Source organism: Ruegeria sp. BB9 (genome assembly GCF_056539345.1).
Genome location: NZ_JBQFUU010000001.1, coordinates 1,476,677 through 1,490,640, shown reverse-complemented (window position 1 = coordinate 1,490,640; position 13,964 = coordinate 1,476,677). Strand labels below are relative to the sequence as shown.

Annotated in this window: 10 protein-coding genes and 3 pseudogenes; 11 read left to right on the top strand and 2 right to left on the bottom strand. The window is 55.7% G+C overall.

What is annotated here, in order from left to right; all coding sequences use genetic code 11:
* The 9 genes and pseudogenes from ACR0FC_RS07455 to ACR0FC_RS07415 all read left to right on the top strand — a co-directional run.
* On the top strand, positions 1-379 hold a 379-nt coding region (locus ACR0FC_RS07455; RefSeq protein ID WP_480656804.1), incomplete at its 5' end, for a DDE-type integrase/transposase/recombinase.
* A 245-nt stretch (positions 380-624) separates the two neighbouring features.
* Positions 625-1,332, top strand: a pseudogene (locus ACR0FC_RS07450) (IS6 family transposase).
* 394 nt (positions 1,333-1,726) lie between these two features.
* Positions 1,727-1,936, top strand: a pseudogene (locus tag ACR0FC_RS07445) (integrase core domain-containing protein); the annotation flags it as partial.
* Positions 1,937-2,241: 305 nt separating this feature from the next.
* Positions 2,242-3,816: an ABC transporter substrate-binding protein gene (locus ACR0FC_RS07440; protein ID WP_170339360.1), complete on the top strand. Its 1,575-nt coding sequence runs from the start codon at positions 2,242-2,244 to the stop codon at positions 3,814-3,816.
* Positions 3,817-3,871: 55 nt separating this feature from the next.
* Entirely contained in the window at positions 3,872-5,425 is a 1,554-nt protein-coding gene (locus tag ACR0FC_RS07435; RefSeq protein ID WP_170339358.1) for an ABC transporter substrate-binding protein, read from the top strand.
* Positions 5,426-6,394: an ABC transporter permease gene (locus ACR0FC_RS07430; RefSeq protein WP_093964992.1), complete on the top strand. Its 969-nt coding sequence runs from the start codon at positions 5,426-5,428 to the stop codon at positions 6,392-6,394.
* The gene (locus tag ACR0FC_RS07425) at positions 6,391-7,305 is read left to right on the top strand and encodes an ABC transporter permease (RefSeq protein ID WP_170339357.1); all 915 of its coding nucleotides are present in this window, start codon (positions 6,391-6,393) and stop codon (positions 7,303-7,305) included. Before ACR0FC_RS07430 ends, ACR0FC_RS07425 begins: the two co-directional genes overlap by 4 nt.
* Positions 7,302-8,990, top strand: coding sequence for an ABC transporter ATP-binding protein (locus ACR0FC_RS07420; RefSeq protein ID WP_170339355.1), 1,689 nt, complete (start codon positions 7,302-7,304; stop codon positions 8,988-8,990). The genes ACR0FC_RS07425 and ACR0FC_RS07420 overlap by 4 nt, the downstream gene beginning before the upstream one ends.
* A gap of 343 nt (positions 8,991-9,333) precedes the next feature.
* Positions 9,334-9,459: pseudogene (locus ACR0FC_RS07415) on the top strand (integrase); the annotation flags it as partial.
* A gap of 135 nt (positions 9,460-9,594) precedes the next feature.
* Here the strand turns inward: ACR0FC_RS07415 and ACR0FC_RS07410 are convergent.
* Both ACR0FC_RS07410 and rsgA read right to left on the bottom strand, forming a co-directional pair.
* Positions 9,595-10,362, bottom strand: coding sequence for a VOC family protein (locus tag ACR0FC_RS07410; RefSeq protein WP_302476840.1), 768 nt, complete (start codon positions 10,360-10,362; stop codon positions 9,595-9,597).
* A 4-nt stretch (positions 10,363-10,366) separates the two neighbouring features.
* The gene (gene rsgA, locus ACR0FC_RS07405; RefSeq protein WP_170339351.1) at positions 10,367-11,449 is read right to left on the bottom strand and encodes a ribosome small subunit-dependent GTPase A; all 1,083 of its coding nucleotides are present in this window, start codon (positions 11,447-11,449) and stop codon (positions 10,367-10,369) included.
* 549 nt (positions 11,450-11,998) lie between these two features.
* On the opposite strand from rsgA, the gene ACR0FC_RS07400 reads away from it, so the two are divergent.
* Positions 11,999-12,295 carry a putative quinol monooxygenase gene (locus ACR0FC_RS07400; RefSeq protein WP_170339349.1) on the top strand — a complete coding sequence of 99 codons (297 nt, stop codon included), beginning with the start codon at positions 11,999-12,001 and terminating at the stop codon, positions 12,293-12,295.
* A 20-nt stretch (positions 12,296-12,315) separates the two neighbouring features.
* Entirely contained in the window at positions 12,316-13,743 is a 1,428-nt protein-coding gene (locus ACR0FC_RS07395; RefSeq protein ID WP_170339347.1) for an adenylate/guanylate cyclase domain-containing protein, read from the top strand.
* Positions 13,744-13,964 lie beyond the last annotated feature (221 nt).

Here is a 13,964-nt window from a genome sequence, read left to right as displayed (position 1 = left end):
AGTTGTCACCAAGCGCCGAAACAAGGCTGCAGCACTAAAATTCCTCAGGAAATTGATGAAACGGCACGGTTGCGCCAAGGAGGTCGTCACAGATCGCTTCGCTTCCTACAAGGCTGCGCTCAGAGAAATAGGCGCGTTCGAAAAACAACAGACGGGCAGGTGGCTCAACAACCGCGCCGAGAATTCACACCTGCCGTTTCGACGACGCGAACGCGCGATGCAGCGTTTCAGGCGCATGCGAAGTCTACAGAAATTCGCCTCCGTCCATTCCTCCGTCTACAATCACTTCAACCAGGAAAGATCGCTAGCCAGTCGAGACACCTTCAAGCTGACCCGCGCCGCCGCTCTACGCGAGTGGCGTCAGCTTTGTTCCGGATAGGTTCGCGGTTTCCGCGGCAAACTGAGACTGGTTCGAATTCGTCTGACAGCACCTTTTGGCTTGTCGTCAGGATCTTCAGCAGAGTTTCAGGTTTACAGCGCCTGGGGGTCGCCTTCGGTGGTTACCTACATCTCGCAGGGGCAATCTATCAACCAGTATACTTTTAGTAACCTCAAAGACGGAAGTTAGGTCTTGTCAGAAGAACTTTGCTTGAGCGGGGCAGGGCGGTTGCATAGCATTTAGGAATGACCAAACCTGCCTCCTTCAAATACTTCAAAACCAGCCCCGAAATCATCCGCCTGGCGGTGATGCTGTACATCCGATTTCCACTCTCGCTTCGGAATGTCGAAGATCTCCTGCATGAACGTGGGATTGATGTAAGCCATGAGACAGTCCGCTATTGGTGGAATAGGTTCGGCCCGATGTTCGCCGCTGAGATCAGACGGTAGCGTGTGCAGCAACTCCGAACCTTTTCAAAACGGAAGTGGCACGTGGACGAGGTCTTTGTGAAAGTGAATGGCAAACGGCATTATCTTTGGCGCGCTGTGGATGACGAAGGCGAGGTGCTGGAAGCAGTTGTAACGAAGCGCCGTAACAAAGCTGCAGCACTGAAATTTCTCAAGAAATTGATGAAGCGGCACGGCTGCGCCGAAGAGATCGTCACAGATCGCTTCGCTTCCTACAAGGCTGCCCTTAGAGATTTGGGTGCTCTCAAAAAACAACAGACGGGCAGGTTGCTAAACAACCGCGTCGAGAATTCGCACCTGCCGTTTCGACGACGTGAACGCGCGATGCAGCGTTTCAGGCGCATGCGAAGTCTACAGAAATTCGCCTCCGTCCATTCCTCCGTGTACAACCACTTCAACCAGGAAAGATCGCTAGCCAGCCGAGACTCCTTCAAGCAGACACGCACCGCCGCTCTTAGCGAGTGGCGTCAACTTTGTTCCGGATAGGTTCGCGGTTTTCGCGGTAAACTGAGACTGGTTCGAATTCGTCTGACAGCACCGCCACTCACTCCCGCCTTTCTCCACTGATTTTTTCGGCACGGGTTTCTGTGTGTATTGCCGTGGGCTGTGCCGCTCTGCCTCGATCAGGGAAGATTCCAAAAAGTACAACTATGGCACGGTTCTGACGCCAGTCTCGGTTCCGTATTTTCGCGGGGTTGCTTTGCGCGGGTTTTCCCTGATTGCTGGGAGTTTACAGTGAATTTCGGCATCTTTGGCGGAAATTCCTGATTGCGCCTTTGTGGTAATGTTATGATATCAATAAGTTACGCCCCAAAACTCCCTAAACTGTGGAACCGGGAAACTTTTTCACGGTAACAGGGAAGCTCTGCGCCGGAGCCGGGTCGACAACCGGATGATCGAACGGCTGTGGCGGTCGCTGAAATACGAATGCGTTTTCCTGAACGCGTTTGAGACCGGCTCAGAGGCACGGGAGGGAAACGGGCGCTGGATCGACTATTGCAACGCTGATCGGCCCCACTCGACCCACGGCATCTTGACCCCGAACGAGGCTTATGTGACCAAACCTGAATCCAAGAAAACGGCAGCCTGAAACGAAACCAAGATACACCTTAATCTAGGCTGCAAAATGGTCAAAAAAGTAGAACCACCTCTGCTTGATTATTGCGGTTTGTGTTCCTCTCGTCTGAGTAATAGACACTTGATGCGGTGTTTTTTGGGAGAGTGGCTGTCCTTCTAAAATCCCGGGTCGCTTACGTTTAGCAAATCAGCACCGAGTTGAACGATTGACATGCATTCGCAGTTGGTATGCTATCCGCAACCATAACGTTAACAGAAATTTGCGACACAGTATCGTGAATTCAATGCGGTTAAACGACTGCAACATGGGAGAAAATAATGAAAAATCCAATACTCGTACTGACGCTGTTGATGACGACGACGTCTTTGGCCAGTGCCGAAACTCTGCGTTGGGCGCGCTCGGGGGATGCGCTGACGCTTGACCCGCATTCGCAGAACGAAGGGCCAACGCATACCGTGCGCCACCAGATGTATGAACCTCTGATCATTCGCGATACGAGCGGTGCATTTGAGCCTGCGCTTGCGACTGATTGGGCCCCCAGCGAGAGCGATCCGAATGTCTGGGTGTTCAACCTGCGTCAGGGCGTGAAATTCCATGACGGCGCCGATTTCACCGCAGAAGACGTGGTGTTCAGCATCAACCGTGCGAAGCAGCCTAACTCGGACATGAAAGAACTGATCAATTCGATTGTCGAGGTACGCGCTGTCGACGACCACACGATCGAGATCGAGACGGACGGTCCGAACCCCATTCTGCCTGCGAACCTCACCGACCTGTTCATCATGGACAAAGGCTGGACCGAGGCGAATAACGCGGTCAACGTTCAGGATTTTGAAGGCGGTGAGATCACCTTTGCGACCGTCAATGTGAATGGAACCGGCCCCTACAAACTGGTCAGCCGCGAACCGGACGTCAAAACGGTGATGGAGCGGAACGAAGATTATTGGGGGCGTGATCAGTTCCCGATGGCGATCAGCGAAATCATCTATACCCCGATCCAGAATGACGCGACCCGCGTTGCGGCGATGCTGTCGGGCGAGGTGAACTTCCTTCAGGATATGCCGGTGCAGGACCTGGACCGGGTGAATGCCGTCGACGGTTTGGTCGTCAAACAAGCGCCGCAAAACCGGGTGATCTTCTTTGGCATGAACCAGGGCGCGGACGACATCGAGGCGGATAACGTCGATGGCAAGAACCCACTTGCCGACGTCCGCGTTCGTCGGGCCATGTCCAAAGCGATCAATCGAGATGCCATCCAACAGGTGGTCATGCGCGGTCAGTCGCAACCCGCCGGGATGATCGCCCCGCCGTTCGTGAACGGCTGGACTGCCGAGATGGACAGTGAAAGCGGCACGGACATTGAAGGTGCAAAGGCGCTTTTGGCCGAAGCGGGTTATCCGGACGGTTTCTCAATCCGGCTGGATTGTCCCAACGACCGGTACATCAATGACGAAGGGATCTGTCAGGCCGCTGTCGGGATGCTGGGTCAGATTGGCATCACTGTGAATCTGGATGCCAAACCGAAAGCACAACATTTCCCGCTGATCACGGACGGAAAGACCGATTTCTACATGCTGGGCTGGGGCGTTCCGACGTATGACTCGGAATACATCTTCAACTTCCTGGTCCATGGCCGTGAAAGCGACATTGGAACATGGAACGGCACCGGGTATGACAATGATGAGTTGGATGCCAAGATCAAGTCGCTGGCCTCGAACACAGATCTCGTCGCGCGAGATCAGGCTATCGCCGAGATCTGGCGCGTGGTGCAGGATGAACAGCTGTATATTCCGATCCACCATCAAGTGTTGAACTGGGGTATGGCTGAAAACCTGGACATCAACGTTGATCCCGAAGATCAGCCTATGGTCAAGCATTTTGGCCTGAACTAAGAAACGTGGCCGGGCCTCGGGATGCGAGGCCCGCCACCAAAGAGTGGGAGCTATCATGAAACGTCTGACCACTGCCGCGCTATTCTGCGCGCTTGCCTTGCCCGTCGCAGGCGAAGAGTTCACGTTTGCCGTTACAACGGACCCGCAAACAATGGATCCTCATGCTGTCAACTCTGCCCCGGTTCTAGGTTTCTTGAACAATGTCTACGAAGGGCTTGTGCGCCGGGGCAAGGACATGACCATTGAACCGGCGCTGGCCACGAGTTGGGAGACCATCGGGGACGGAGCTGGATGGCGGTTCAAACTGCGCGAGGGCGTAACGTTTCATGATGGTTCTGAATTCAATGCGGATGACGTGATCTTCTCGTACCAGCGGGCGTCTGACGAAAATTCGGACACCCGCAGCTGGTTCGCGCCCGTCAGCGAGGTGGTGAAGGTCGACGACTACACCGTCGATGTCATGACCACCGCGCCGAACCCGATTTTCCCGGACAGCATTGCCAACTGGATGATCATGGATAGCGGTTGGGCTGAGGCAAACGACGCAGCACTGCCTTACAAAGAAACGGGCAACTATGCGACCCTGAACGCCAATGGCACCGGTGCTTTCCGAGTTACCGCGCGAGAGCCGGGCCTGCGCACTGTTCTGGAACCGTTTGACGGCTGGTGGGACACAGCAGAACACAACCTGACCCGCGCTGAACTGGTGCCAATCCAAAACCCGGCGACCGCTCTGGCGGCTTTGTTGTCTGGAGATGTGGACTTCATCAACCCGGTCCCAATTCAGGATGTGGCTCGGTTGCAAGGCAATCCGGATGTGAAGGTCATTCAGGGCGTCGAAGCGCGCGTGATCATGTTGGGCTTTGATCAGCAGGAAGGCGCGAGTGAAGCCGGGCAGGGTGGCTCGGACCTGTTCCGAGATGTGCGCGTCCGCGAGGCGGTAGCAAAGGCAGTAAACGTTCCCGCTATCCTGCAAACCATCATGCGTGGCAATGCTGAGGTGGCGAGCCAGTTGGTCAGTCCTGCGATGCGTGGCTATTCGGCTGCGAATGCGGATCCCTATGGCTACGATCCCGAGAGTGCCAAAGCTTTGCTGGCTGAGGCTGGCGCTGAGGGGGCCGAGATCAGCTTTAAGTGCCCCAACAATCGCTACTTGAACGACGAAGCCGTTTGCCAGGCGATCACCGCCATGCTGTCTCAGGCCGGGCTGAACGTGACGCTCGATGCGATGCCGGTTCAGAACTACTGGCCTGAATTGCGGGCCGACAATTTTGATATGTATCTGTTGGGTTGGTCACCCGGTACGTTCGATGCCGAGCATCCCGTGCGTTTCCTCGCTTCGACCCCAAATGAGGAAAAGAAGTTGGGTTCGTGGAATTTTGGCGGCTATTCGAACGCTCGCGTGGATGAATTGCTGCCGCTGATCCAGTCCGAGATTGACGAACCCACACGTCAGGCAATGCTGGACGAGGTGGCAGGTATCCTGCACGACGAGGTGGCCTATGTACCGCTATACGTTCAACCGTTGGTCTGGGGCGCGCGCAGCAATATCGAGCTGACACAACGGCCCGACAACTTCTTCCTTCTGCGCTGGGTAACGGTCAACTAAATGCTGTCATACATTATCAGGCGTGTGGCTCAGTCGGCGCTGGTTCTGTTCGTAGTGGGCCTGGTCGCCTTTTCCATGTTCCGCTTTGTCGGCGATCCGATCGACAATATGCTGGGACAAGAGCGGACCATGGAAGATGTGGAACGTCTGCGGGCGCAGTTGGGGCTCGATCAGCCGTTTCCGGTGCAATATGTGAAGTTTCTGCAGGAAGCGGTACAGGGCAATTTCGGCGTCAGCTTCCGTCAAGGGCGTCCGGTCGCGGAAATCCTGGCCGAACGCGCTCCGGCAACGTTGGAACTGGCGCTGGTCTCAGCCGTGTTTGCCATAGTCTTGGGCATCGCGCTGGGTGTGTTCACCGCAATCCGGCGAGACGGGTTTGCAGCGAATTTCATCATGTCAGCCTCTCTGATCGGGGTGTCCCTGCCGACGTTCCTGATCGGGATCCTGTTGATTTACATCTTCTCGGTCGAACTTGGCTGGCTGCCCAGCTTTGGACGCGGAGAAGTCGTAGACCTGGGTTGGTGGAGCACCGGCTTGCTGACAAGCAGTGGCCTCAAGGCGCTGATCCTGCCCGCGATTACATTGGGTTTATACCAGATGACCCTCATCATGCGGCTGGTGCGCTCCGAAATGCTGGAAGTACTCCGGCAAGACTATATCCGCTTTGCCCGCGCCCGTGGGCTGAGTGACCGGACCATCAATTTCCGCCATGCGCTGAAGAATACTATGGTCCCGGTCATTACCATTATCGGCCTGCAACTGGGCGCCATCATCGCCTTTGCCATCATCACCGAGACAGTGTTTCAGTGGCCGGGCCTGGGCCTTCTGTTCATCAATGCAATCCAATTCGTGGATATCCCTGTCATGGCAGCATACTTGATGATGATCTCGGTCATCTTTGTCACCATCAACCTTGCGGTCGATATCCTTTACGCCTTTATCGACCCGCGCCTGAGGGTCAGCGCATGAGCCGTGTGAAACGCATTCTGGATAGCGACCAGTTCTACGCCTTCCGCCGCTCGCCTGTCGCCATGGTGTCGGCGACGGTGGCATTGATCCTGATCCTAGCCACGATCCTCGCACCACTGATTGCGCCGACAAACCCGTTTGACCCGGCCAGCCTGAACCTTATGAATGGCTTCACCCCGCCGATGGAACCCAATGCCTTTACAGGCGAAACCTTCGTAATGGGCACAGACGATCAGGGGCGCGATGTGTTCTCGACCATCCTCTACGGAATGCGGATCTCGCTATTCGTTGGGGTGGCGGCCGTTCTGTTCGCGATGGTTCTTGGGATCATACTGGGCCTGCTATCGGGGTATTTCGGCGGGTGGACCGAAACCATCATCATGCGCACGGCGGATGTGCAGCTGACTTTCCCATCGATCCTTCTGGCCATGCTGATCTTTGGGATCGCCAAAGGCATTACCCCGGTGGAGTATCGCGACCAGATGGCGATTTGGGTGTTGATTCTGGCCATTGGACTGTCCGATTGGGTGCAGTTTGCTCGGGTAGTTCGGGGCGCAACGCTGGTTGAGAAGAACAAGGATTACGTCGCCGCCGCTCGCATCATCGGGCAAAGCCCGCTGACCATCATGCTGCGCCATATCCTGCCCAATGTGCTGTCACCGGTGCTGGTGATCGCGACTATCTCATTGGCGCTGGCTATCATTGCCGAGGCGACGCTTAGTTTCCTTGGCGTTGGCGCGCCACCGACACAGCCCTCGCTGGGGACGCTGATCCGCATCGGGCAGGGCTTCCTGTTCTCGGGTGAGTGGTGGATTCTGTTCTTCCCGGCATGCACCCTGCTGGCATTGGCGCTGAGTGTAAACCTGCTGGGCGACTGGCTGCGTGACGTTCTGAACCCGAGGCTGAAATGACCGATCCAGTTCTTTCGATCCGCAACCTGACAGTGGAAATCCCCACTCGCCACGGCATCTTTAAGCCGGTCGAGCATGTGACCTACGACCTGCATCCTGGCGAAATCCGAGGCGTCGTCGGCGAAAGCGGTGCTGGCAAGTCCATGACCGGCAATGCCGTGATCGGCCTGCTGGATCCCCCGGCCCACGTCTCCGAAGGTGAGGTCTGGCTGAACGGTCGCCGGATTGACGAACTGGACGCCGAGGACAAACGCCGAATCCGAGGCAAAGAGATCGGCATGATCTTTCAGGACCCGTTAACCTCGCTGAACCCGTTGTTCACCGTGGGTGAGCAATTGGTCGAGACGATCCAGCTGCACCTCGGCCTTTCGGCTTCCGAGGCCAAAAAGCGCGCCATTGCGCTGCTGGATCGAGTGTCCATCCCAGACCCGGCGGACCGTTTCAACCAGTATCCACACCAGTTTTCCGGCGGGATGCGTCAGCGGGTGGTAATCGCGCTTGCACTCTGTACCGAGCCCAGCGTTCTGATCGCGGACGAACCCACAACGGCCTTGGATGTGTCTGTCCAAGCGCAGGTGCTGGATCTGATCAAGGAACTGGCGAAAGAGCGTCAGGTGGGCGTGATCCTCGTCACCCACGATATGGGCGTTATCGCCGACACCACCGACTCGGTGACCGTGATGTATTCCGGTCATGTGGTTGAAAGCGGTACGACTGATCAGATCCTCGGCGCACCGAAACATGAGTATACCAAATCTCTGATTGCCGCCGTGCCGCGGCCGCATACCAAAGTCGAGCGTTTCCCAGTGGTCAATTATGGCGAGCGGGAAAGAACCTTCAAGATCGAAGATCTGGCGGCCCATTGGGACAAGACCGATCTGTCGAAATCCGGCAAACTGCTGGAAATCGAAAACATAACTAAGACGTTCCTGCAAAAAGGCGGGCTGCTGCCATCGCAACGCAAGTACTTCACTGCCGTCGATCAAGTGAGTTTCGACATTCGCGACGGAGAGGTTTTCGGCCTTGTCGGCGAAAGTGGCTCTGGCAAGTCCACAGTCGCCCGGATGATTGGAACACTCTATCCCGTGGACGGTGGGCGGGTGATCTTTGATGGCGAAGACGTCACAGTGATGGAGGCAGAGGCCCTGCAAGCCTACCGCCGCCAGATCCAGATGATCTTTCAAGACCCGTTCTCCAGCCTTAACCCCCGCATGAGGGTCGGGGACCTCGTGGCTGAGCCCATTCATCATCACAAAATCCTGCCCAAGCCCGCTATTGAACCGCGCGTGCGCGAATTGCTTGACTGGGTTGGCCTGGCCAAGGACGCGTGGCGTAAGTATCCACACGAGTTTTCTGGTGGGCAGCGTCAGCGCATTTGTATTGCTCGCGCCCTCGCAACTCAGCCCCGTTTTCTGATCTGCGATGAGCCGACCAGCGCCCTGGACGTATCCATTCAGGCGCAAATCCTGAACATTCTCAAAGACCTGCAAGAACATCTGGGCCTGACTATGCTCTTTATCAGCCATGATCTCCCGGTCGTACGTCAGATGTGTGACCGGGTGGGCGTGATGCGACATGGGAAGCTGCTTGAGGTTCAGGAGACGGACTCGTTGTTCGAAGCACCAGAGCATCCGTATACACGGGAACTCTTGGACTTGATGCCACGGCTGAAGCAATTGGCATAACCCTAACGGTTTGGTTTTGCATCGGTTATTCCAGAAGTAGTTGTTTGAGAGGTGCTCGCGCAAGCAATCAACGGTAGTTTGAACTCAAACACCGACTTGAGTTGGCCCCATCGCAAAGCGTCTGGTACTCGTTATCGACCCAACTTCGGACCCGGACGAAGCTGAATGAAATGCAATCTCGGTCAATGAGGTCTGCGTCGCAAAAAGCGTGATGGTGGCCGCCGAGTGACCCAAAACAAACCCCATTCTCAGGCCTAAGTGACTCATCTGTGTCGAAGTCGCAGCCGACGGCAGTAATGCGGTTTGCGACTTCAGAATTCAGGATATCCCTTGAAAGACAGCTTTCCACGCCTCACCACACATCTCGACACGGCAGTACGCGCGACTTGTTGGGGACTGGGTGTCGGCCATTGGTCTCAAACCGAGCGGCTACGGCACATACTCTCTGTGCCGGAACAAAGCACCCGAGAACTGACATCAGAAACAAGTCGGCGGCTGGATCCCGACCAATACACTGTCCAATAGCACGCATAAGCGCTGAGTTCCGGACCCTGCAGAGCGGAAAATATCCGCTCTGCAGTTCCTGAGAAGAATTTGCGAGTGGCTAGGAAGGGTTTATCGACTCGCCGCCGAACGCAAACGGCACTCCGTCCGGATCACACAGGATGGAGATTTGAGCTTGAACGCTTTCGCTTACATTCAAGGAGGCCGGACGTGCGCCTTTGGTTTCAGCAGCACGGAAGGCGTCAGGGACTGAAGCAACCTTGATACACGGGATCCAAGATGCGTTTGAGGCAGTTGACCAAGTCGCCGCATGCTGGATTGCAACAAGACGGCCCTGAGGCCCAAGGAAAGTGGCGCAACCCTGGTCCCGCACGGGAGACACCTGCCATCCGAAGAGTTCGAAGTAGAACGCTTGCGGAAAGTCATTACCGTTGCCGATATACATTTCAGGGCCGAACTGCTGTCTCGGCACGGGGAAACTGTGCCGAGACAGCGCAATCCCCACTAGAGCACCGAGCGGATCGCGAACGAGTGCGTTGCGCCCGACGCCCGGCACCTCAAATGGCTCCCGAACAACCTTGCCTCCGAGTGTGTCGACGCGCTTGGTCGCCAGGTCCACGTCGGGGACCTCGATGTAAGCGACCCAGCCATTCGCTTGCTCCGGAGGCGTCTCGATTAAACCCGCGCCCGCTTTGTCACCGGAGAGTGCGAGGACGAAATCCTGCTCGCCGCCACCCCATGCAAAATCCGATGCCCGCTCGACTTCATAAGTCCAGTTGGCGACGTGCTGGTAGAATGCCATTGAACTCGCCCTGTCCGGTGTGAAAAGGTCATGCCATACGATTTGACCAGCTTTCGACTGTGTCATCGCCTTACTTCTTGACATCTTTGAGTTTTTTGACACCGCGGACCATCTTCCCGAACGCCTTGTCGCGCGACCTGCGTTCCGCAAGGCTCGCGGAGTTAAACGCGTCTTCGGCCATGAGCTTGCGCCATCTGCGAAGCCGATCGCCGTCAAGAACGCCCTCATCGAGAGCCTTCAGAACAGCGCATTCCGGCTCAGAATCGTGCTGACAGTTCTTGAATCGACACTGCGTGGCCAACTCCTGAATGTCGGCGAAAAGATCGTTGATACCTTCCGCTGCATCGGTGAGCTGCAGTTCCCGCATGCCCGGAGTGTCCAGGACCAGACAGCCATTGGGCATCGCATGAAGCTCGCGCCGCGTTGTTGTATGCCGCCCCTTTGCGTCGTCCTCACGAATGGTCTGGGTTTCAATGGACTGACTCTCGAGCAGCGCATTGGCCAACGTCGATTTCCCGACACCAGATGAGCCGAGAAACGCCACAGTCTTGCCGGGCTTGCACCAGGGAAGCAGTTTTGTCCGGGGCGCGTCTCCGCGGGCGTCAAGGGCGACCACGTCGATCATGTCCGATACCGCGCGGGCCGCTTCGATATAGTTTTGCGGCTCCGTCACGAGGTCGGTCTTTGTCACGACGATGACGGGTGTCATCCGTGCCTCAAAAGCCAGAGCTGCATAGCGTTCCAGCCGGGCCACCTTGAAGTCCTGATTGCAAGACGAGACGATAAAGACCGTATCAATGTTCGCCGCGATCAGTTGTTCCTGCCGGTCGGTTCCGGGCGCGCGCCGCTTAATGAGGCTTGTGCGCTCAAGAACCCGACTGGATCTCGGGCGTGTTGCGTCCAGCATCAGCCAGTCTCCGACAGTTGCATCGGCTCCAGGCGGAATTATCGTATCGATGCCGTCACCGACGACATGCAGCCCATTGCGATGCACTTCAACAACGCGAACGGGAGGTGTCGCCGACAAGTCTTCTACGCTGATCTGTTGGGCGAAATACGTTTGCCATCCCAATGCCTGAAGGGGGCTGAGATTGGCGTGCGATCCGGCGTCGCGTGCGCGAAGCGGAAGGAAATCGGAGTAATCCCTGGTCATAGGGTGTTCACTTTCATGTCTCCGGCCCAGGTCAGATTTGGGCGCTGATGGTAGGAAAGAGTGCTCACATCGAAGAACTCCGTCCGCAACAAAGCGACGGCGGTGCTTCAGATCTTGAATATGCTCCGGGAGGCGCGCTGCCTCCCTTCCTTACCGGGACATAAAATCTCCATTTCAGATGAAGTGCACATAGGATGACTGCGGGCACAACACAACAGTTGACAAGTGATTTGGCGCACTTCTTCAGTTCTCTGTAGCGACCATTCAACACGAAGAAGACTGTGTGAGCTTTACCCCGTATCAGCCACTTACGCCAAAAACAGCTGTTGACCGCACCGAGCCAAAATTCCCCCAATGTCCGCCTTGGGCCGTTATCAGACATACCAACAAGCTGAATATTAGGCAGCTTCGTCTGCAAGGCGTTTGCTGAACTGAACTCACCGAGAGACGGCTCGGAGCCATAATCTGACACTCGCCATCGAGTATGCTAAGCTGGATCGTGTGAGGCACACATACATTCAGAAACCGCATCTTTTGGAGGACGGATGTATGATCATGCGCATTTTTCAGGTGACAACGCGGCCGGGAAAAGAAGAGGAGTTTGGCCGCTTTTTTCGCGACACTGCGATCCCGTTGATGAAAAGCACCCCTGGAATCGTGCACCTTTTTCCGGGTGCGCCGAGAGAGGATGCGCCACGAGAGTTCAGTTTCGTTATGGTTTGGGAGAGCCTGGAGGCACGGAAGTCGTTTGTGGGCGAAGACTATCAAAGCCCGCACATCGATCCAATAGAAGCAGACCTCGTCGAGTCTCGATCCATCAAGCACTATGACTTGGTCGACGGCTAATCGCGAACGGGAGGATCAGGATGTCGAAGGGTAGGGGAAAATCGCTGCCAGAACGCGTCCTTGGTCTGAACGAACCGAAGGCTGAGGACTTGGCGGCCTTGGAACTCCGGTTGCGGGAGGCGCTGGATCGGCAAAAGGCGACCGCCAAAATCCTGGAGGTCGTCAACAGCTCTATCAAAGACCCTCAGCCTGTCTTCAACTCGATTGTTGAAGCGGGTCAAACGCTGTTCCCAAAGTCGACAGTCAGCATTGGATTACAGGACGGCGACAAACTGATTTTGGGAGCAATTTCTGGTCCCGAACCGGGTGGCGTCGAGGCTTGGCGGCGTCGCTTTCCGGCGCCACTTCATCCAGAAACAATCCATGGCCATGTCATTTTGAACGGCGAGGCGATTGATCTGCCGGACGTCGCTGCATCGAAAAACAGGTTTCGTATAGGGGCTGGAAACTTCCTCGCCTCAGGGTTTCAGGCAGTCACCATGGTGCCGATTTCACAAGGAGGACAAACTGTTGGAGCTCTCGCCGTGTTGAGGCATTCAACCGGAAGACTTCAAAAAGAGCAGTTCGATATTCTCACAACATTTGCGGCACAAGCGAACATCGCCTTGGACAACTTGCACTTGCTGAGCCAGATGCGTGAGGCGAATGACACTTTGACACACGTGTCCAAACAGCTTGCCAAATACATGCCACCCCAACTCTACGAGTCAATCATTGCCGGCGACCAACACGCGGCTATCGAAAGCCGCCGCCGTAAGCTCACGATCTTCTTCTCAGACATCGTCGACTTCTCCGAAATCACAGATCATCTCGAAGCCGAGGAGTTGACTACTTTGTTGAATGAGTATCTTTCAGCAATGTCCGAAATCGCCCTGAAGCACGGCGCATATTTCGACAAGTTTGTCGGTGACGCCATGATGCTGTACTTTGGCGAACCCGAAAGCCTCGGGGTAGAAGAAGATGCCGCTGCATGTGTGCGAATGGCAATAGATATGCAACGCAAGCTTGGCCACTTGCAAACGGAATGGCAGCGCAAAGGATTGATCGATCGACCATTTCGCGCTCGCATGGGCATAAACACTGGTTACTGCACTATTGGAAACTTCGGCTCGGAAGACCGGATGGACTACACTGCTATCGGACGCGAAGTGAACCTTGCTGCGAGACTTGAGGCCGAGTGTGATCCAGGAGGTCTCTTACTCGCTGCCGAAACCTATTCTTTGGTAAAAGACTGGCTTCCGGTCGAGGAACGAGAGCCTGTTCGAGTGAAGGGATTTCAGAACCCCATTCGGACGTATGCTGCGACCGCTATTTATGAAAATGCCGACCGCGATAGCCGCATTATTCACGAGGAGGATGAAGGCTTTTCTCTTACAGTTGATCGGGCTCGCATAAGCAAAGGGGCAATTCTCCGACTAAAGTCCCTTGTTTCAGGTCTGGACGACTAGTCAAATTTTCGGTCACGGAAGCTCAGTCCAAAACTTGTAACCTCACCTCTTAAAAATGGCTGCACGACAATCGAAAGGCCAGTTTCCCGCCGCGTTGCGACGCCAGGACTTGCTTCATTGAGAATTCGCGTGTGCAAAGGACCACTTGCACGCGTGCAAGTGGGAACCAAAGGCCATGCCAACCATGCTTCACAAGATGGTGAGTATCAGGCTTGGCAGTC

Excerpts from the sequence above, each read along its gene's own strand:
- ACR0FC_RS07410 (WP_302476840.1), bottom strand. The coding sequence starts at position 10,362 with ATGACACAGTCGAAAGCTGGTCAAATCGTATGGCATGACCTTTTCACA.
- ACR0FC_RS07435 (WP_170339358.1), top strand. The coding sequence starts at position 3,872 with ATGAAACGTCTGACCACTGCCGCGCTATTCTGCGCGCTTGCCTTGCCC.
- ACR0FC_RS07430 (WP_093964992.1), top strand. The coding sequence starts at position 5,426 with ATGCTGTCATACATTATCAGGCGTGTGGCTCAGTCGGCGCTGGTTCTG.
- ACR0FC_RS07420 (WP_170339355.1), top strand. The coding sequence starts at position 7,302 with ATGACCGATCCAGTTCTTTCGATCCGCAACCTGACAGTGGAAATCCCC.
- ACR0FC_RS07425 (WP_170339357.1), top strand. The coding sequence starts at position 6,391 with ATGAGCCGTGTGAAACGCATTCTGGATAGCGACCAGTTCTACGCCTTC.
- ACR0FC_RS07395 (WP_170339347.1), top strand. The coding sequence starts at position 12,316 with ATGTCGAAGGGTAGGGGAAAATCGCTGCCAGAACGCGTCCTTGGTCTG.
- ACR0FC_RS07400 (WP_170339349.1), top strand. The coding sequence starts at position 11,999 with ATGATCATGCGCATTTTTCAGGTGACAACGCGGCCGGGAAAAGAAGAG.
- ACR0FC_RS07440 (WP_170339360.1), top strand. The coding sequence starts at position 2,242 with ATGAAAAATCCAATACTCGTACTGACGCTGTTGATGACGACGACGTCT.
- rsgA (WP_170339351.1), bottom strand. The coding sequence starts at position 11,449 with ATGACCAGGGATTACTCCGATTTCCTTCCGCTTCGCGCACGCGACGCC.